A 20400-nucleotide genomic window follows, 5' to 3' on the forward strand; every position below is an offset into this window, starting at 1 on the left:
ATGCATATTCATGGTATGGGATCTCGGATGATCGAGTGGTAGCACTCTCACCCCGAGGAACACCTTTCAGTATGGACGCTACGCATTTGACAGCAAGGTGTCCCCAGGGATACGCACATTGCCCTCCATTAATACCCGCGCACTGCGGCTCATGACAGCTTGATCGATCTGCCAGCGCCCGCTTACTAGGCTGGCTTTTGCACCTACGCGCAGTGATCCCGATGGATGCCCAAAGGTAACCGCATCACGCTCTTCACCGCCTGCGGCTAAATTCACCAACGTCCCTTGAATAGCGGCGGCTGCACCAATCGCCACGGCTGCCGTGCCCATCATGGCGTGATGCAGCTTGCCCATTGAGAGCGCCCTTACCACTAAATCGATGTTTTCCGCACTCACCGGTTTGCCGCTGGAGGCTGTATAGCTGGCCGGCGGAGCCACAAACGCCACCTTCGGCGTATGCTGTCGGCTTGCTGCTTCATCTACATGCTGAATCAATCCCATCTTCACCGCACCATGGGCACGAATCGTTTCGAACATTGCCAACGCTTTGACATCGCTGTTGATCGCTTCCTGTAGTTCGCAGCCGGTGTAACCAATATCTTGGGCATTCACAAATACCGTGGGAATACCCGCATTAATCAGGGTCGCTTTTAGTACACCGACTCCCGGTACGTCTAAATCGTCGACTAAATTACCCGTTGGAAAAATGGCACCCTCACCATCTGCAGGGTCCATAAAGGCGACGGGGATCTCAGCGGCGGGAAAGGTCACACCATCAAGCTCGAAATCGCCGGTTTCCTGCACGTGGCCATTGACCATCGGCACGTGAGCCACGATGGTTTTGCTGATGTTAACCTGCCAAATCCGCACTTCTGCCATACCGTTTTCCGGCACGTTAGCAGGGTCGACTAAGCCGTTGGCAATCGCATAAGGGCCCACCGCCGCGGATAAGTTGCCACAGTTGCCGCTCCAATCCACAAAAGGCTTATCAATAGAGACTTGGCCAAATAGGTAATCCACATCGTGATCCGGTGACTCACTTTTAGAGAGAATCACGGTTTTACTGGTGCTGGATGTCGCCCCGCCCATCCCATCAATCTGTTTTTCATAAGGGTCAGGGCTGCCGATTACCCGCATGAGCAGCTTATCTCGGGCTTCGCCGGGAACCTGGGCGGCTTCAGGCAAATCGCGCAGTGTGAAAAAAACCCCTTTACTGGTACCGCCGCGCATGTACGTAGCAGGAATACTCATCTGTGCAACATGAGACATAACAACGCTCCCTAACCATATTCAAAACCACATGTTCAAAAACCACAGGCTCAAAAAAGAGCCCGACGCTTAGCGGCGGGCTCTTTCAGTTATCGCCTGAACGCTATACGTTCAACGCCTGCCTAACTATGCCGTGGTGGATTCAAGAAAATCCTGGGCGAAACGCTGCAACACCCCACCGGCTGAGTAAATGGTGACCTCTTCAGCGGTGTCAATCCGGCAGATCACCGGCACACGTTCAGTAGTACCACTCTGACGATGAATCACTAACGTCAGCTTGGCGCGAGGCTGAGGAGAACCTTCTACATCGAAGATTTCCGTACCGTCCAAGGCTAGCGTTTTGCGTGTAGTGCCTTCTTCAAACTGCAGCGGCATCACCCCCATCCCAATTAGATTGGTACGGTGAATACGCTCAAACCCCTCGGCCACAATGGCTTCAACACCGGCTAGTGCAACGCCTTTCGCCGCCCAGTCACGGGAAGAGCCCTGACCGTAGTCCGCACCGGCGATAATAATCAGCGGCTGCTTGCGCGCCATGTAGGTTTCAATGGCTTCCCACATCCGCGTTACCGTGCCTTCCGGCTCAACACGCGCCAACGACCCCTGCAGAACGTTGCCCTGCTCGTCATGCACCATTTCATTAAACAGTTTGGGATTGGCAAGTGTCGCGCGCTGAGCGGTTAAGTGGTCACCACGGTGGGTCGCGTAGGAGTTAAAGTCCTCCTCAGGCAGGCCCATTTTGTGCAAGTACTCACCTGCCGCACTGTCCATCATAATCGCGTTAGAAGGCGACAAGTGATCCGTGGTGATGTTGTCCGGCAAAATCGCCAAGGGGCGCATGCCTTTCAAACCACGCTCGGCAGCCATATTGCCTTCCCAGTACGGCGGGCGGCGAATATACGTGCTCTGGGGGCGCCATTCGTAGAGGGGGCTTACCTGGGTGCGCGCGCTCTTATCGAGGTCAAACATGGGGATATAGGTTTGACGGAACTGCTCCGGCTTCACCGAGGCCTTCACAATGGCATCGATTTCGCTATCGTCAGGCCAGATATCTTTCAGCGTAACGGGGTTGCCGTTTTGGTCGGTACCCAGCACGTCTTTTTCGATATCAAAACGAATCGTGCCCGCAATCGCGTAGGCCACCACTAAGGGCGGTGAAGCCAAAAACGCCTGCTTGGCGTAGGGGTGAATGCGCCCGTCAAAGTTCCGGTTACCCGAAAGCACCGCCGTGGCGTAAAGATCCCGGTCGATGATCTCTTCCTGAATCGTCGGGTCTAAAGCGCCCGACATGCCGTTACACGTCGTGCAGGCGTAAGCCACAACGCCAAAGCCAAGGTTTTCCAACTCATCCATTAGCTTGGCTTCTTCCAGATACATCTTGACGGTTTTCGAACCCGGCGCCAGCGACGACTTTACCCACGGTTTACGCGTTAAACCTAAGCGGTTGGCGTTGCGAGCAATTAGGCCTGCCGCCACCATGTTGCGAGGGTTAGAGGTATTCGTACAGCTGGTAATCGCCGCAATGATGACCGCGCCGTCCGGCATTTTGCCTGCTTGCTCATCGGCCCGTGCTTTGTCCAGATCAACGGCAATACCGCGCTGAGCAAGTTCTGAGGTGGGCAAGTGCGCGTGAGGGTTTGAAGGCCCAGCCAAGGTACGGGTAACGCTTGAAAGATCAAAGCGCAGTATCCGCCCGTACTCCGCCGTTTTGAGGCTATCTGCCCACAGCCCGGTGTGCTTGGCATAGGCTTCAACAAGCGCTACCTGCTCATCCTCACGCCCCGTAAGCTTGAGGTAATCAATGGTTTGATTGTCGATGTAGAACATCGCCGCCGTGGCGCCATACTCTGGCGTCATGTTGGAAATGGTCGCGCGATCGCCTACGGTTAGCGCATCGGCGCCCTCACCGTAAAACTCCAGGTACGCACCCACGACGCGCTCTTTTCGCAGGAATTCAGTAATCGCCAGCACCATATCGGTACCGGTGATACCTGGCTGCAGCTTGCCGGCCAGTTCGACACCGACGATGTCCGGCAGGCGCATCATCGAGGCACGGCCCAGCATGACACTTTCGGCTTCAAGGCCACCCACACCCACCGAAATAACGCCCAACGCATCCACCATGGGTGTATGGCTATCGGTGCCTACGCAGGTATCTGGATAAGCAACTTTCTGTCCATTTTCATCAGCGCGACACTGCACTACTGGCGACATTTTCTCCAGATTGATCTGGTGCATAATGCCGTTGCCAGGAGGGATTACATCAACGTTCTCGAAGGCCACTTTGGTCCAGTTGATAAAATGGAAGCGGTCATCGTTGCGGCGATCTTCCACCTGCCGGTTTTTCTCAAACGCGTCTTTCTCGAACCCTGCGTGCTCAACGGCCAATGAGTGATCGACAATCAGCTGCGTGGGTACCACAGGGTTTACTTTCGCCGGGTCGCCACCCTTCTCAGCAATGGCATCACGAAGGCCAGCTAGGTCGACTAAAGCGGTTTGCCCCAGAATGTCATGACACACAACGCGCGCTGGATACCAAGGAAAATCCAAATCTTGCTTGCGTTCGATAAGCTGCTTCAGCGCATCGGTTAACAGCGCTGGATCACAGCGCCGCACCAGCTGCTCGGCCAACACCCGAGAGGTGTAGGGCAGCGTCGCGTAGGCGCCGGGCTGGATATCTTCAACGGCTTGGTGCGCATCGAAGAAATCGACCGGGGCACCGTCTGCCGTTACGCCTGGCAGCGGCTTGCGATAATTCGTGTTCATAATGCCTCTCACTTAATCACGGCCCGTAATGGGTTAGTCACGCGCTTCGATGGGCACCCATTCGCTCTTCTCAGGGCCAGTGTAGTCGGCGCTGGGGCGAATAATGCGGTTATTGGCACGCTGCTCAAACACGTGGGCTGCCCATCCCGTTAAGCGGGACATGACGAAGATCGGCGTGAACAGTTTGGTCGGAATATCCATGAAGTGATAGGCGCTCGCGTGGAAGAAATCGGCGTTACAGAAAAGCTTCTTCTCGCGCCACATGACTTCTTCGCAACGTACCGACACAGGGTAAAGCACGCTGTCACCGACGTCTTCAGACAGCTTCTTCGACCACTCTTTGATGATTTCATTACGCGGGTCAGACTCGCGATAAATCGCATGGCCAAAGCCCATGATCTTCTCTTTACGCTCCAACATACCCAGCATTTCACGCTCGGCTTCTTCCGGCGATGCCCAGTTCTCAATCATCGCCATGGCCGCTTCGTTAGCGCCGCCGTGCAGCGGGCCACGCAGCGAACCAATCGCGCCGGTAACGCAGGAGTGCATATCGGAAAGCGTCGAGGCACACACGCGTGCGGTGAAGGTAGACGCATTGAACTCATGCTCAGCGTAAAGGATCAGCGAAACATTCATAACGCGAGCGTGTAGCTCAGAAGCAGGCTCGCCACGCAGCATATGCAGGAAGTGGCCGCCTACCGAGGCATCGTCGGTTTCAGTATCAATACGAACGCCGTCGTGGCTGAAACGGTACCAGTAGCAGATAATCGAGGGCAGCACTGCTAGCAGACGATCGGAAACATCTTGCTGCTGGTCAAAGCTCTCTTCCATTTCCAGGTTACCCAACATAGAGGTACCGGTGCGCATCACATCCATCGGATGCGCATCTTTAGGAATTTGCTCCAGCACGGTCTTCAAAGCATCGGGTAGACCGCGTAGCCCTTTCAGCTTGGTAATATAGCTATCGAGTTCGGCTTGATTAGGCAACTTGCCTTTCAACAGTAAATAAGCGACTTCTTCAAATTTAGCTTTCTCAGCTAACTCTTTAATATCAAAACCACGGTAAGTTAACCCGGAGCCTGTCTTACCCACCGTACACAGCGCGGTACTACCGGCACTTTGACCACGGAGTCCTGCACTGTTTTGCGGTTTATCAGCCATGTCGTGTCTCCTGTTCGTACTTTTATATTTTAATTTTAAATCGTTCTTTTAACGGCTATTACGCGTCTTTCTGCTCAGCGAACAGCGCGTCGAGCTTTTGCTCGAAATCGTGATAGTTCAAAAAGTCATACAGCTCATCGCGGGTCTGCATAATATCGACCACCTCTTTTTGATGGCCGTTATCCAGGATGCTCTGGTAAACCTGCAGAGCGGCGGCGTTCATAGCGCGGAAAGCGGAAAGCGGATAGAGCACCATACGACAGCCCACTTCCCCCAGCTCCTGCTGAGAGAACAGCGGTGTTGCGCCAAATTCGGTGATGTTGGCCAGAATCGGAGCGTTCACGCGCGAACAGAATGCACGGTAGTCATCCAGCGTGTGCACCGCTTCGGCAAAGATCGCGTCGGCTCCCGCTTCCACGCAGGCGTTAGCACGCTCGATGGCGGCGTCTAGGCCCTCTTTCTGGAAGGCATCAGTACGCGCAATGAGGTAAAAATCGGGGTCTAACTTGGCATCCGCCGCGGCTTTAATACGGTCGACCATTTCCTGCTGAGACACGATGGCCTTATTGGGGCGATGGCCGCAGCGCTTTTGGGCTACTTGGTCTTCCAGGTGAACGGCGGCAACGCCTGCACGCTGCATCTCTTTAACCGTGCGCGAAATATTAAAAGCACCGCCCCAACCCGTATCAATATCCACCAACAGCGGCAGGTCAGTCGCGCCACAAATACGATGCGCATCTTCCACTACGTCGTTCATGCTGGTCATACCCAAATCCGGCAAGCCAAAAGACGCATTCGCCACACCACCACCCGACAGATAAATCGCTTGGTGCCCCACTCGTTCAGCCATCATCGCGGTATACGCGTTAATCGTGCCGAGGATGGGCAGTGGACGGTTCGCTTCTAGCGCGGCCCGAAAGCGAGCACCTGGCGTAAGAGTAGATGAAGTAGTCATGGGCGTTGCTCCTTTAAAAGGCTTGACGGATAGGCGTATCGACTAATCCGCTGATGAGGTTGATTGTTGTTCAAGAATCGCGGCGTAACGGTCGGCGACGTTTGCCCTAGAAGCACTGACATGGCGCCGCATCAGCAGCTCAGCCAGCTCAGCATCTCCGGCTTCAATGGCATCTACAATGCGGTGATGCTCCACAAAGGCGAGCTGGGGCCGCTTACCGCTGGCGCTGAACTGGGTGCGATACAGACGCACTAAGTAATACAGGTCATCGCAAAGCAGGTTCATCAACATTTTATTGTGGCTGCCTTGAACGATGCAGTAATGAAAATCAAGGTCACCTTCGCGCTGGTAGTAAGCTTCGCCTCGCTTTAGGTCTGCCTGGCCTTCATGCAGGGCCAGCACTTCGCGTAGACCCTTAATTTCCTCAGCAGACATATGCTCAGCGGCCAAGCGTGCCGCCATGCTTTCTAAGGCTTCCCGCACATCAAACAGCTCTAGAAGCTCTTTCATAGAAAGCTTAACCACCCGCGCACCTACATGGGGCACACGCTCAATCAACCGGTGCGCTTCTAAACGACGCATGGCTTCACGTAGCGGCCCGCGTGAAATACCGTAGGTTTTAGACAATCCCGGCTCGGTGATTTTACTACCCGGCGCCAGCTCGCCACGCACAATAGCGTCTTGTAACTGATGGAAAACCCGCTCAGCCAATGTGCGCACTTCAGGCGACATGTGTTCAGAGGGTTTATCAGCACGCTGATGTGAAGGAGAAACGAATAGGGTCATGTTTAATTGTCGACAATCGATGGATGAAAGAACTTTAGCTTGTCATTTTTGTGCCGTCAACTAGGCAAAATGCCCGACGTTATTCGTCTTTCGTTGTAAACGACGAGCAAAACACACTCAAGCTGTCAACAATCATACAGCAAACCCGGCACCTTGAAATAACAGCGTGTGTAAGGCGTCAAAGCATTTCACTGGTGTGTATGGGTAACGACCTCTAAGATATGTCGCCCTTGTACCGGCCTGGCGTTTGCACCATGACAACGGCGTTAACCATTACAGCCCTGCCTTATTCCTCTGACCCACTCGCGCTATTTGCGCGTCTGCGAAAGCGCCCCGGCGCAGTGCTGCTCGATAGCGGGCGCCCGGTAGCCTCCGGACGCTATGACATACTGAGCAGTGACCCGCTGGCAACGCTTGAAATCACACCAACCGGGCACCCGGTGTTTAGCTCCGCTCAGCTCCAGCTGCCTGCCAAATTTAGTGACATAGATGGCAATACGGCAGCCAACAGTTTCGCCCTACAAGAGTGGCTGTTAGCGCAACTACCCAGCACCCAAGTAGACAGCGAGCTGCCTTTTTTAGGCGGGCTTATTGGCTACTGGAGCTACGATTTAGGCCGCAATAACTTAGCGGTTTCTAGCCAGCACCCCAGCGCCACAGCGCTACCTTTGGCGCGGCTTGGGCTATACGACTGGTGTATTACTATTGACCATGAGCAGCGCCAAGCGTGGCTAGTCGCCTCCCCTTTGCGGCAACAGCAGGTCACCGAGTGGCTCGCGCAACCCCTCGACGAGGGCAATGCCCCCTTCTCTTTAACCAGCGCCTTTCAAGCCGAGCTCAGCCAAGCGCACTACACCGAACGCTTTGATGCTGTTCAGCGCTATATACGCGCGGGAGATTGTTATCAAATCAACTTGGCCCAGCGCTTTTCAGCCCGCTACCAAGGAGATGAGTGGCAGGCGTATCTGCGGCTGAGAAACGCCACGCCAACGCCCTTCTCAGGATTTATGGCGTGGAAAAACCAAGCAGTGCTGTCACTTTCGCCAGAACGCTTTATCCGCTGTCGAGACGGGTTAGTCGAAACGCGCCCTATTAAAGGCACGCGTCCCCGGGGCAGTTCGCAAGAGGAGGATCGCACGCTGGCGGAGGAGCTACTCAGCAGCACCAAAGACCGCGCTGAAAATGTCATGATTGTGGATTTGTTGCGCAACGACCTGGGGCGCGTGTGCACCCCTGGCACGATTCGGGTGCCTCAACTTTGCCAGTTAGAGAGTTATCCTAATGTCCACCATCTTGTTAGCGTGGTGCAGGGCCAGTTGGCCGATAACCATTCACCCTTATCGCTGCTAACGGCAGCCTCTCCGGGCGGCTCCATCACCGGCGCCCCAAAGATACGCGCCATGCAGATTATCGACGAGCTGGAACCCTGCCAACGGAGCGTCTACTGCGGCAGCCTAGGTTATTTAGACACCCGTGGCAGTATGGATACCTCAATCGCGATACGCACGATGGTAGCCGACGCTGGCACGCTGCACGTATGGGGCGGCGGCGGCTTAGTGGCCGACTCAAAAGCCGAAGAAGAGTACATAGAAACGCTCGACAAAATCCGTCATCTAATAGGCGCCCTGGAATAAAAAGACATCCGCTTAAATCAAAAAGAAATATAAAAGCCTAACCAAACGGTATTGGGGAGAGAGGCCTACCCTTTGTTAGTCTAGCGCTAACATCCAAGGTTTAACGGCACGTTTTACAGCTTATTGATAAAGGGAGGCTGCATGTCCTCAGCACTTGACGACATTAACCGCGACTTTGCTAACAACCCCCAGGGCCTAATTGAGTGGGCGTTTCGCCAAGGCAGTCGACCCATTTGCACCACCAATTTTCGCCCGTTTGAAGCGGTCATTCTTCACATGGTGACCCAAGTGCGTCCCGATATCCCCATTGTATGGATGGACAGCGGCTATAACACCGACGCCACCTACCAGTTTGCCGATACGCTAATTCAGCGCCTTAACCTCAACATGGTGAGTTTTTTACCGAAACGTACCCGCGCCCACCGTGAAGCATTGGAAGGGCCAGCCCCTGGCATTGACGACCCACGCCATGCGGCCTTTACCCAAGAAGTGAAGATAGAACCGTTCGAGCGCGCCCTGCGAGACATGCAGCCAGACGTATGGTTTACTGCGCTGCGCGCCGAAGACACCCCAGAGCGCGCCCAAATGCAGGTAGCGAGTCGCAACAGCGATGGCCTGCTAAAAGTCGCCCCGCTGCTCCAATGGAGTGCGAAAGATATGTATGAATACTTACAAGCCCATGATTTACCTAATAACTTCGACTATTTCGACCCTACTAAAGTAGAAGAGAAGCGTGAGTGCGGCCTACATCTGCAGCACTAGCGCTAAAGCACATCGGGCATAGCGAGTAGCGAGTAGTGAAGAGAGTAGTGAAGAAATAAGTGCGCCCAGGCTTTTAGCCTGGGCGCACTTGGTTAGTTAGGGCTAATACTCTGGAAGTTCAACGCCTTCGAACAGCGCATGCTCGTAACGAGGGCCTGCCAATAATGCCTCATCCACTCGCTCGCGGGTTAAATGCGGTGCAAACCGGGCTAGAAAATCATACATATAGCCACGCATAAAGGTGCCGCGACGTATGCCGATTTTCGTCGTAGAACTGGCGAATAGATGGCTAGCGTCCAGAGCGACTAGATCGCTATCCAACGTTGGGTCTACTGCCATATGGGCGACGATACCCACGCCCATACCTAACCGTACATAAGTTTTAATCACATCGGCGTCTGCGGCCGTTAGCACCACATTGGGGGTAAGCCCCTGGGCCTTGAACGCATCATCCAACTGCGAACGGCCGGTAAAGCCAAACACATACGTAACCAGCGGATGTTCCGCCAGCGCTTCCAGAGTAAGCGGCCCTTTAAGCGAAGCAAGCGGATGCCCTTTCGGCACCAATACACAGCGGTTCCAACGGTAGCAAGGCAGCAGCACTAAATCGGTGAAAAGCTCCAGCGACTCGGTGGCTATCGCAAAATCCGCTAATCCTTCGCTTACCATCTGGGCAATCTGTTTAGGCGTGCCCTGCTGCATATGAAGGGCTACTTCCGGATACTTTTGGGTAAACTCACTAATGATCGGCGGCAGTGCATAGCGGGCTTGGGTATGGGTGGTGGCAATCGCTAAGCTTCCACGGCGCTCGTCACTATGCTCTTGCGCTACCTGCTTAATATTCTCGCTTAGCTTTAGCACTTGCCCGGCAAGCTCAATGATCGATTGCCCTGCAGGCGTTACGCGGGTTAAGTGTTTACCGCTGCGAGCAAAAATCTCAACGCCCAGCTCGTCCTCTAACAAACGTATTTGCTTGGAGATACCTGGCTGAGAGGTAAATAGACTCTGAGCAGTGGCCGACACGTTCAAATTGTGACGGTTGACTTCCCAGATATAGCGAAGTTGCTGTAGCTTCATATCCTCACCTGATTATCTTTGCAGGAAGCACGCCAAAGCGCATCCTCACGCTACTAGGGGTGTATGTTTTTCTCGAAATGCTTTTTATCTGCACCCATCAAGAGCACTAATACGAATAAAAAAAAACTCTATAATTCACTTATAGTATAAAAAATAGCGTCTATGAGCATCTTTTAATTTCTCTATCCTATAGCGCAGCATCGTAGTAAATTTGCCAGCACCCTCCGCGCCCGCTAACATCTGCCCACTTGGCGCGGTGTGATTGCGCTAATAAACCGCGTAAAGACCGTTGCTCCACTTGAGGCAACGTAACAGCAAGAGCAACGCAAACGGGAGAATCAAATGGCTACTAACATTGATGTCACCAACGCCAATTTCGAGCAAGAAGTCCTTAACGCCGAACAGCCTGTCCTGCTGAAATTCTGGGCCCCATGGTGCGGCCCCTGTAAAGTCATGGCGCCTGTGGTTGATGAAGTGGCCGCTGAGCGTGGCGACAATATTAAAGTCGTAAGCGTAAACGTAGACGACGCACCCGAAATCGCCGCTGAGCAAGGTGTACGCGGCGTACCAACGGTAATGTTGTTTAAGTCAGGTACGAAAGTAGCTTCACTGGTAGGTGCTCAATCTAAATCCCAGCTGACACAATTTATCGATCAAAACGCCTAATCCGCGCTAAAGTAACCGCTGGCTGCGCCAGCGGTTACTGTCTATAGCTCCCACCACACTCTCTTTACTCTTTTATTCTCGACGCTTCCAAGGTGGACGACGGGCATCGCCAAGACGCGTGCGACGCTGCCCTCCTGGCCCCAGCAAGTGAGCAATCCAGCGCGTCTGCGGATGGCTGTCCAAGGCAATTTTTAGCGTCATCGTCAAAACCACCGATAACAACATTCCCGCAGCACCAAAGATCCACCCCCACACGACTAACGAGAGAAAAGCCACAAAGGTGGAAAGCCCCAGCGCTTGACCCATCACGCGAGGCTCAACAAGATTTCCTAAAATAAAGTTAATCGCTAAATAAGCTGACGCGAGCAAAAATGCCTGTAATAGCCCGCCATCCTGGGAAACTAGCAGTAGCAGCACAGGAGGAATAGCCGCCAAAGCCGACCCAATATTGGGGATGAAGTTAAGCGCAAACGCCAGCACCCCCCATAACAGCGGAAACTCCACCCCCACTAACAAGCAAGAAAGCCAGACCAACACCCCGGTAGCCAAGCTAATAACGGTCTTCACCGCTAGGTAGCGCTTCAGCGTTAAACTAAACTCGCTAAAGCGTTTTAAACTTGGAGCTGGGTTCTCAAGCGCACGCGACACTTTATCTCGAAAGTTAAGCGTTTCGAACAGCATAAAAATGACCAGCAGCGCGATAATGCTGCCCTGCATAAAGAGGTTACCCAGTTCCCCCAATAGCGTTGCCACCCACGATCCATCGTCTTCCATGGCAAGCATATTACTAAGTTGGTCAGGATTAATCGCTAGCCCGCGACTGGAGAGTGCATTGAGCAAATCCCAGTAGTGTTCGTACAAACGCGACTCAATATCGGGCAGGGCCTCAATGAAGGTGCTAAAACTGTTCACCACCAGCAACCCCATCAAAGAAATAAATCCCAGCATCACCATCAATGTCAAAAATGCCGAGACACCGCGACTTAAGCCACTACGGTGCAGCCACTGAACGGGTGATGTGCATACAACTGCAATAAATACCGCTAATAAAAGAGGGACTAGAAGATCTGCCCCCGCCTTCATACCCGCAACAATCACTACGAGCGCGGCAAGCGCCAAGGTCGCATTCAAAGGGATACTGCGATAGTCCTCATCCGATAATTTCGACATTGCCCTTTCCTTAGCATGTTATCCATACATCATGGCTGCTCGTGCAATATTGCACAAACCATGACGCTATTAAGCAACTATTTGGCATCGACTCTTAGCCGATGAACTTTATGGTGTTTCGCCCTTCAAAGCAGCGTCACACTCTACGTTAGTAAACTCTACGTTAATAAAACCTAATTATTGGCTCTCTCAGTAAGGAAGTGACCTATGAGTTCAGCAACGCCACAACTAAAACGTTTGCGCGATGGCGTGCTTGGCAGCGCGCTTCTCGCTCTTCTAGCAGCAACTACGGCTCACGCAGCATCTCCCACCCCACCCAGCTTGCATGTCCAAGCCCAATCATGGGTGGAAGTAGAGCCCGATAAAGCGACTCTCTCAGCGCGGCTTTGGGAACATACCCCAGCGGTTTCTACGCTGGAAGAGACTGACAGTGCCGAGCTGAGTGGGGCACGAGAACGGCTTGAACATCGTGCTAGCGAGCTGATTAAGGCGATGGAAGCGGTCGGCATTGAACAGCGCGCTATCCAGGCAGGGTCACTCAATGTCTACCCTCAACATGTCGCAGGCCCGCGTAACGATGACGGTGAGCAGGATACTCTGATGCGCACCCGTTTGGAGCGCCCCTTCAGTGTTGAGCTAACTAATATAGACCAATTAGGCGAGGTGTTTGATGCCATGATCAGTGCCGGCGTCAACACCCTCGACGGCGTTCAGTTCGACCTGCAAGATCGCGACGCCGCCACCGATGAAGCACTGACCAAGGCATTGGAGAAAGCTCGCCATAAAGCCGATCTCATGGCCAGCACGCTGGGCGTAAGGCTGGGCCAAGTACAGCGCATCGAAGAGACCCAGGCGCCGACGTTTCAGCCCCGCATGATGGCCATGCGCGCTGAAAGCGACGCCATGGGCAGCGGCTCAGCCAATGACTATCGCCCCGGCACCCTTCGTATCGATGCCGGGGTGAATGTTGAATGGACGCTTAGAGGGCAAGACGCTCGAGGCCGCCCAGGTAGGGTCGCAGGGGAACCGGAACAGTAACCGTCCCATCCGCCTGCTGGTGGTTTTCAAGCACCGCCAGCAGGCAGCGCCCTACCGCTAAGCCTGAGCCGTTCAACGTGTGCAGCAGTTGCGGCTTTTTAGAATCCGGATGGCGGTAACGCGCCTGCATGCGACGTGCTTGGAAATCTTCGCAGTTAGAGACCGACGAAATCTCCCGATATGTCTCCTGGCTGGGTAACCATACTTCTAAATCGTAGGTTTTCGCGGCCCCAAAGCCCATATCGCCGGTACACAGCGTGACTACACGGTAAGGCAACTCAAGCGCCTGCAGAATGGCTTCAGCATGACCCCGCATCTCTTCCAGCGCTTCGTAGCTCTTCTCCGGCTCGACAATCTGCACCATCTCGACTTTGTCGAACTGGTGCTGACGGATCATGCCACGGGTATCACGACCGTAAGCACCCGCCTCCGAACGGAAGCACGGCGTATGTGCAGTCAATTTCATCGGCAGCGCCGTCAACTCGACAATTTCATCTCGCACAAAGTTCGTTAGCGGCACTTCAGAGGTGGGAATCAAGTGGTATTCCCGCTCATCATTGAGCTTAAACAGATCTTCGCCAAATTTTGGCAGTTGGCCGGTGCCCATCAGCGAATCGCGATTCACCATGTAAGGCACATAGCACTCTTCGTAGCCGTGCTGCTGGGTTTGCGTGTCCAGCATAAACTGTGCCAGCGCACGATGCAGACGCGCAATAGGCCCGCGCATCACCGCAAAACGTGCGCCGGTCAGCTTAGCCGCCAGCTCGAAATCGAGATAACCGGACTTTTTGCCCAAGTCCACATGGTCCAACACCTCGAAGTCGAACTCACGCGGCGTTCCCCAGCGGTGCAGCTCGACGTTATCATCTTCGCTTTTACCTTCCGGCACGCTCTCATGGGGCAGGTTCGGAATTCCGCTAATCGCGTCGTCCCACTCCTCCTGTACCTCGGCCAGTTCTTTCTTGGCTTTATCCAGGCGCTCGCCTAAATCACTCACTTCATCTAACAGCGGCTGAATATCTTCGCCACTGGCCTTGGCCTTACCAATCGCTTTTGAGCGCATATTACGCTCGTTCTGCAGCTGCTCGGTCTGGGTTTGCAACTCACGGCGGCGCGACTCCAGCGCCTGCAGTGCTGCTTTATCGAGTTCGAAGCCCCGCCGGGCCAGTTGTTGCGCAGTCGCATCAAGATCACCGCGCAGCAGTTTCGGATCGAGCATGAGTTATCCCTTGGCCAGAATTCTGTGAAACACGGCACTCAAACGCCGTGGCAAAGGGGCCTATTGTAGGCAAAAGCAGACCAAGGGGCTATGGGGTTTCAAACCAAGGAAGCGTTAGGCACTACTAAGACACTTCATCAAGATGCACCGTCGCAGTAGCTGCGGTAAAATAGCTTTATCCCCATCCGCTTCCAGCAGTGACGGCTTAATCTCCTATGATTGCATCCTTGGACTCTCGCACGGCCCCTTTTGAACGCCTTAGCAGCCGCTACAAGCGTTTTCTCGAAGCCCTGCGCGCACGCGGCTTTGAAGGCGAAATAGCGCCGGATTACGCCAACCGCACCGTGCTGGCAACGGATAACTCGATTTACCAGCGGCTGCCCCAAGCGGCGGTGTTTCCCAAGCATGCCGAAGATCTTGAGCGCCTTGCCAAGTTGGCCGCCGAGCTGCCTCACCGCGATATCGTGCTGACACCGCGAGGGGGCGGCACCGGCACTAACGGCCAGTCGTTGACCGACGGTATTGTGGTGGACGTTTCCCGCCATATGAACCAGATTCTAGAAATTGACGTGGCAGCACGCCGAGTGCGCGTACAGGCGGGCGTGGTGAAGGATCAACTCAATGCCGCGCTGAAGCCTCATGGGCTATTTTTCGCGCCGGAACTCTCCACCTCTAACCGCGCCACCATCGGCGGCATGATCTCCACCGACGCCAGCGGCCAGGGCAGCTGCGAGTACGGCAAAACCCGCCACCACGTGCTGGAGTTGGATACCGTTCTGCTCGGCGGCCAACACTTGCACAGCCGCCCGCTTAGCGCTGACGAAGAGCAACAGGCCGTTGCCCAATCCGGCATTCTCGGTCGTGTACATACCACCGCCGCAGGAATTATTGACCAACAGCGTGCGCTGATTGAGGCGAAGTTTCCGCCACTCAACCGCTGCCTCACCGGCTACGATTTGGCGCACCTCCGGGAGACAGAGGGCCAGCTCAATCTGAACAGCCTGCTGTGTGGCTCGGAAGGCTCGCTGGGCTTTTTAAACGAAGCCGTGCTCAACGTCTTGCCGATTCCCAAGCACTCCACCCTCGTCAACGTGCGCTACCCAAGCTTTATGGATGCGCTGCGGGATGCCAAGGCGCTGATGGCCAGCAGCGCGAAGCCTACGTCGATTGAGACCGTGGACGACACGGTACTGCAGCTGGCGATGGAAGACTTCGTATGGGATAGCGTCGCTGAGTTTTTCCCAGCAGGCAGCGTACCCATTCAGGGCATTAACCTGATCGAGTTTAACGACGATGACCCTGAGAGTTTGGCCGAGCGGGTGCAGGCGTTTACTGACCATTTAAGCCAAGACCCTACCGTAGAGCGGTTGGGCTATACCCTGGCCGAAGGCCGCCCGCAGATCCAAAAAGTCTACGCGATGCGTAAGCGTTCGGTGGGCCTGCTCGGCAACGTACAGGGCGAAAAACGTCCGCTAGCCTTCGTGGAAGACACGGCTGTCCCACCGGAGCACTTGGCCGACTTTATTACCGAGTTCCGTGCCGCGCTGGATGCGCGACAGCTCTCCTACGGCATGTTCGGCCATGTGGATGCGGGCGTGCTGCACGTGCGGCCGGCGCTGGATATGAAAGACCCAGCACAAGAAGCGCTGATTCGTGAGATCTCCGATGAAGTCGCCGCGCTCACTCAGAAGTACGGCGGGCTGCTATGGGGCGAACATGGCAAAGGCGTACGTTCGGAGTATGGCCCTAAGTTCTTTGGTGAGCTCTACCCCTGCCTGCAGCAGGTCAAGGCGGCATTCGACCCGCACAACCAGCTCAACCCCGGCAAGATCGCGTCACCTTCTGAAAGTACCACGCTGATTGCGAAAGAGAGCGACCCGGAGCTGCTCACCGTTGACGGCGTGCCCATGCGCGGCCAACTAGACCGCACGATTGATGAGCGGGCCTGGCAGGCCTATGACGCAGCGGTGTACTGCAACGGCAACGGCGCTTGCTACAACTACGATGTGGACGACCCCATGTGCCCATCGTGGAAGGCCACCCGCGACCGCCGCCACTCTCCCAAAGGCCGCGCTAGCCTGATTCGCGAGTGGCTGCGCCTGCAGTCCGAAGCGGGCATTGATGTCGTAGAAGAGTCGCGTAAAAAGAAAGCCGAGCGCACTTGGGGCTTTATCAAAAGTTTCCCCAAGCGGCTGATGAATACCCTGAGCCGCCAGCAGCACCACGACTACTCCCATGAAGTCTATGACGCCATGGCGGGATGTTTGGCGTGTAAATCCTGCGCGGGCCAGTGCCCTATCAAGGTCAATGTGCCGCAGTTTCGCTCGCAGTTTTTAGAGGTGTATCACGGCCGCTACCTGCGCCCGCTGCGCGACTACGTGATTGGCGGCACCGAGTTTATGCTGCCCACGCTTGCCAAAGTTGCTCCCCTGTACAACGCCGCCCTTGGGCAGCGCTGGGTAGAAAAGCTGATGAGCAAAGGCGTGGGAATAAGTGACTCACCGCAACTGTCCCGCGCCAGTGTGAAAAAACAGCTGCGTGCCTGGGGCATCGCGAAAGCCACCCCGACGTCGCTTGCGCTACTCACCAATCAGCAGCGGGCCAACAGCGTGATCATTGTGCAGGACGCCTTCACCAGCCACTTTGAAGCCAAGCTGGTGATGGATGTGGTGGAGCTGCTGTCGCGGCTGAACCTGCGCGTGTTTGTGATGCCGTTTGCCGCCAACGGCAAGCCGCTGCACGTACAGGGCTTTTTAGGCGCCTTTGAACGCACGGCAGAAAAGCAGGCCAAACGCCTCCGCGCCCTCAGCGAATTTGATGTCCCCATGGTAGGCATCGACCCCGCCATGACGCTCACTTACCGCCAGGAGTACGTCAAAGCGCTGGGCCAAGAGCAGGTGCCCAATGTACTGATGCTGCAAGAGTGGTTAGCGACGCGCGTGAACACGCTCGCCCCTAGCCACCTCACGCCCAAAGATCCGGGCTTTACGCTGCTTTCCCACTGCACCGAAAAAACCAATGCGCCGGGTAGCCCGAAAGCATGGCAGCAGGTATTTGCCGCGTTTGGTTTACAGTTGGAGCTGGCCACCACGGGCTGCTGCGGGATGTCTGGCACCTACGGGCATGAAACCCGTAATGTCGAAACATCTAAGACGATTTACGCCCAATCCTGGCAGCCCCAGGTGGAAGCTGAGAAGAACAGCGGCAAGCTGCTCGCCACGGGCTACTCATGCCGCAGCCAGGTAAAGCGCTATTCGGCGCAAACGCTAGCGCATCCGCTGCAGGCACTGCTGACCCACATGAAACAGGCCAGCCGCTAACGCGGCTGGCCTGTTGAGGCTTGCTTGTATCCGTGTGGAGCGTTTAAAAAAACAGCCGCTTAAGGGCCAAACCAGGGTCCTCTTCGCGCATAAACGCTTCACCCACCAAGAAGCCGTTGACCTCGTGATCACGCATCAGCTCCACATCGTCACGGGTATGAATGCCGGATTCGGTGATCACGGTGACGCCTTCAGGGATACGCGGCAGCAAATCCAGCGTGGTATTTAGGCTGGTATCAAACGTATGCAAATTGCGATTATTGATGCCTACCAGCTTCAAATCCAGTGCCAGGGCGCGCTCTAGCTCATCCGCATCGTGAACTTCTACCAGAACATCCATCCCCAGTGCGTTAGCCTGCTGGTGCAGGTCGCGCAACTGAGCGTCGCTTAGTGCCGCCACAATCAGCAGAATACAGTCCGCACCAATGGCACGCGCTTCAGTGACCTGATAGCCGTGGGTAATAAAGTCTTTACGAATCACCGGCAGATCGCAGGCATCGCGAGCAGCTATCAGAAAATCCTCATGGCCTTGAAAAAAGTCGGCATCGGTCAGCACCGAAAGGCACGCTGCGCCGCCCTCCGCATAGCTTTTGGCAATATCCGCCGGATGAAACTCTTCACGCATCACACCTTTTGAGGGCGAGGCTTTTTTCACCTCAGCAATCACCGCCGCGTCGCCTGATGCTATACGCTGATTGAGCGCATTAATAAAGCCACGGGGGGGGCTCTGTTTCTCTGCCAGCGCTAACAGATCCGCTTCGGATACTGCCTGCTGGCGCTCAGCGACTTCCTGGTCTTTACGGGCCAAAATGCGCGTTAAAATAGTCGGCGTTGCTTGGTCACTCATTGGAAGTTTTACCCTTTAAAGACGCTAGTAAAGTGCGAAAGCTCTCTGAGCTTCTCAAGCGGTAGTTTGGAGGCCTGGGCATCCTGGGCCACCATCACACCCTCTTTCAAACTATCGGCCACGCCTGCGCAGTAGAGGGCCGCGCCCGCATTGAGCGCCACCATATCCGCTGCAGCACCCTCGCCGCTCAGCGCCGCTTTCACCAGGCGCAGGCTATCCTCCGCACTGGCGGCTTTAAGCGTCGCTAGGCTTTGGCGTTCAATACCCAGCGACTCAGGCGTGATGGTGTACTGCGTAATCTCGCCCTCTTTTAGCTCGGCCACCAGGGTGGGCGCCGCGAGCGAGATTTCATCCAGTCCATCTTCAGAATGCACGACAAGCACATGGCGGCTGCCCAGTTTGCGCAACACTTCGGCCATGAGCGGCACCAGCTCAGCGGAATACACGCCCAGCACTTGATTGGGCGCACCAGCAGGGTTGGTTAACGGGCCAAGAATATTAAACAACGTACGTACGCCCATTTCTCGACGTGGGCCAATGGCATAGCGCATGGCTGGATGGTGGTTGGGGGCAAACATAAAGCCAACCCCCACCTGCTCAATACAGCGCGCCACTTGTTCAGGCTTCAGATCGAGATAGATGCCGGCAATGTCGAATAGGTCGGCGCTGCCAGAGGAGGAAGAGACGCTACGGTTGCCGTGTTTCGCAACATGGGCACCAGCGGCAGCGGCTACAAAACTGGACGCGGTAGACACATTAAATAGGTTCGCGCCGTCACCGCCGGTACCGACAATATCCACCACGTTGTCGGTGTGCAGTTCAACACGTTTCATCAAGTCGCGCATGACCTGCGCAGCGGCACTGATTTCTTCAGCGCTTTCCCCTTTCATGGCCAGCCCCACCAACAGGCCGCCAATTTGCGCATCGGTGGCTTCGCCGGTCATGATCTGGCGCATCAGCGCGTGCATCGCATCAAAAGAGAGGTCTTCGCGGCGCATCACCGCGTTAATTGCGTCTCGCATTTGCATGAGCAGGAAGCCCCCAAAACGTATGAATTTGGCGATCAGCCGCGTTGTAAAAAATTGGCCAATAACGCATGGCCCTGGCGCGTGAGTATCGACTCAGGATGAAACTGCACGCCTTCTATATCCAAGGTTCGGTGCCTAAACCCCATAATGAGCCCGGGGGTAACATCATCATCAGCCGTCCAGGCGGTCGCTTCCAGGCAGTCTGGCAAACTGGTTTTATCCACGACTAGCGAATGGTATCGCGTCACTTCTAGCGGATTTTCCAAGCCGCTAAACACCCCCTGGCCCCGGTGCAACACGGCCGACGTTTTACCATGCATCACTTGGGGTGCCCGCACTACCTTACCACCATATACCTGTCCAATCGCCTGGTGCCCTAGGCACACGCCTAAAATCGGCAGTCTGCCTGCAAAGTGTTTAATTGCCGCCAGCGAAATGCCAGCTTCATTGGGTGTGCAGGGGCCTGGTGAAATCACTAGATGCGTAGGTGCGATAGCTTCTAGTTGTTCAACGGTGAGCTCATCGTTTCGGTAGGTCACTACCTCGGCACCCAGCTCACTCAGGTACTGAACAATATTGAAGGTAAAACTATCATAATTATCAATCATTATTACAATAGGCTTTATAACCAATTGCTTACCTTCAATATCGTGCATATTTTTTCTCAATGTTACCCAGCTTGTTACCCAGGTTCGCTATCGG

At 54.9% G+C, this 20400-nt stretch carries 16 protein-coding genes; 5 read left to right on the forward strand and 11 right to left on the reverse strand.

Annotated elements, in window-relative coordinates:
• Positions 1-78: 78 nt before the first annotated feature.
• The 5 genes from prpF to LOS15_RS08895 form a co-directional block, all read right to left on the reverse strand.
• Entirely contained in the window at positions 79-1269 is a 1191-nt protein-coding gene (gene prpF, locus LOS15_RS08875; protein WP_263065334.1) for a 2-methylaconitate cis-trans isomerase PrpF, read from the reverse strand.
• A 126-nt stretch (positions 1270-1395) separates the two neighbouring features.
• Positions 1396-4035 (reverse strand): Fe/S-dependent 2-methylisocitrate dehydratase AcnD, encoded by a 2640-nt coding sequence (gene acnD / locus LOS15_RS08880; protein WP_263065336.1) that lies wholly within the window; start codon positions 4033-4035, stop codon positions 1396-1398.
• Positions 4036-4068: 33 nt separating this feature from the next.
• Complete coding sequence (gene prpC, locus LOS15_RS08885; RefSeq protein ID WP_263065338.1) at positions 4069-5196, reverse strand: 2-methylcitrate synthase; 1128 nt, start codon at positions 5194-5196, stop codon at positions 4069-4071.
• A 58-nt stretch (positions 5197-5254) separates the two neighbouring features.
• Positions 5255-6151, reverse strand: coding sequence for a methylisocitrate lyase (prpB, locus tag LOS15_RS08890; RefSeq protein ID WP_263065340.1), 897 nt, complete (start codon positions 6149-6151; stop codon positions 5255-5257).
• A 42-nt stretch (positions 6152-6193) separates the two neighbouring features.
• Complete coding sequence (locus LOS15_RS08895; protein WP_263065341.1) at positions 6194-6937, reverse strand: GntR family transcriptional regulator; 744 nt, start codon at positions 6935-6937, stop codon at positions 6194-6196.
• A 254-nt stretch (positions 6938-7191) separates the two neighbouring features.
• Between LOS15_RS08895 and pabB the strand changes: the two genes are divergently transcribed.
• Positions 7192-8571, forward strand: a complete 1380-nt coding sequence (gene pabB, locus LOS15_RS08900) for an aminodeoxychorismate synthase component I (protein ID WP_263065343.1) — start codon at positions 7192-7194, stop codon at positions 8569-8571.
• 141 nt (positions 8572-8712) lie between these two features.
• The gene (locus LOS15_RS08905) at positions 8713-9333 is read left to right on the forward strand and encodes a phosphoadenosine phosphosulfate reductase family protein (protein ID WP_263065345.1); all 621 of its coding nucleotides are present in this window, start codon (positions 8713-8715) and stop codon (positions 9331-9333) included.
• A 102-nt stretch (positions 9334-9435) separates the two neighbouring features.
• Here LOS15_RS08905 and cysB read toward each other — a convergent pair whose 3' ends face one another.
• Positions 9436-10410: an HTH-type transcriptional regulator CysB gene (gene cysB, locus LOS15_RS08910; protein ID WP_263065347.1), complete on the reverse strand. Its 975-nt coding sequence runs from the start codon at positions 10408-10410 to the stop codon at positions 9436-9438.
• A gap of 342 nt (positions 10411-10752) precedes the next feature.
• Here cysB and trxA point away from each other — a divergent pair, with 342 nt between their 5' ends.
• Positions 10753-11076: a thioredoxin gene (gene trxA / locus LOS15_RS08915; protein WP_009098657.1), complete on the forward strand. Its 324-nt coding sequence runs from the start codon at positions 10753-10755 to the stop codon at positions 11074-11076.
• A 72-nt stretch (positions 11077-11148) separates the two neighbouring features.
• Here the strand turns inward: trxA and LOS15_RS08920 are convergent, their stop codons facing one another.
• The gene (locus tag LOS15_RS08920; RefSeq protein WP_263065349.1) at positions 11149-12246 is read right to left on the reverse strand and encodes an AI-2E family transporter; all 1098 of its coding nucleotides are present in this window, start codon (positions 12244-12246) and stop codon (positions 11149-11151) included.
• 207 nt (positions 12247-12453) lie between these two features.
• Between LOS15_RS08920 and LOS15_RS08925 the strand changes: the two genes are divergently transcribed.
• Positions 12454-13284 carry an SIMPL domain-containing protein gene (locus LOS15_RS08925; protein ID WP_263065350.1) on the forward strand — a complete coding sequence of 277 codons (831 nt, stop codon included), beginning with the start codon at positions 12454-12456 and terminating at the stop codon, positions 13282-13284.
• Here LOS15_RS08925 and serS read toward each other — a convergent pair.
• On the reverse strand, positions 13226-14503 hold the full coding sequence (gene serS, locus LOS15_RS08930; protein WP_263065352.1) for a serine--tRNA ligase: 1278 nt from the start codon (positions 14501-14503) through the stop codon (positions 13226-13228). The two genes, LOS15_RS08925 and serS, sit on opposite strands and share 59 nt — an antisense overlap.
• Positions 14504-14718: 215 nt before the next feature.
• On the opposite strand from serS, the gene LOS15_RS08935 reads away from it, so the two are divergent.
• On the forward strand, positions 14719-17823 hold the full coding sequence (locus tag LOS15_RS08935) for an FAD-binding and (Fe-S)-binding domain-containing protein (protein WP_263065354.1): 3105 nt from the start codon (positions 14719-14721) through the stop codon (positions 17821-17823).
• A gap of 43 nt (positions 17824-17866) precedes the next feature.
• On the opposite strand, the gene trpC is transcribed toward LOS15_RS08935, so the two are convergent.
• The 3 genes from trpC to LOS15_RS08950 are packed head-to-tail and all read right to left on the reverse strand — an operon-like array spanning position 17867 to position 20306.
• Positions 17867-18670 carry an indole-3-glycerol phosphate synthase TrpC gene (gene trpC / locus LOS15_RS08940; RefSeq protein ID WP_263065355.1) on the reverse strand — a complete coding sequence of 268 codons (804 nt, stop codon included), beginning with the start codon at positions 18668-18670 and terminating at the stop codon, positions 17867-17869.
• A gap of 8 nt (positions 18671-18678) precedes the next feature.
• A complete protein-coding gene (gene trpD / locus LOS15_RS08945) occupies positions 18679-19698 on the reverse strand; it encodes an anthranilate phosphoribosyltransferase (protein ID WP_263065356.1) in 1020 nt (339 codons plus the stop codon).
• A gap of 35 nt (positions 19699-19733) precedes the next feature.
• A complete protein-coding gene (locus LOS15_RS08950) occupies positions 19734-20306 on the reverse strand; it encodes an anthranilate synthase component II (RefSeq protein WP_263065358.1) in 573 nt (190 codons plus the stop codon).
• Between the last annotated feature and the right edge of the window lie 94 nt (positions 20307-20400).

Origin of the sequence: Halomonas sp. 7T, from assembly GCF_025643255.1 — a bacterium.
Taxonomy (GTDB): Bacteria; Pseudomonadota; Gammaproteobacteria; order Pseudomonadales; family Halomonadaceae; genus Vreelandella.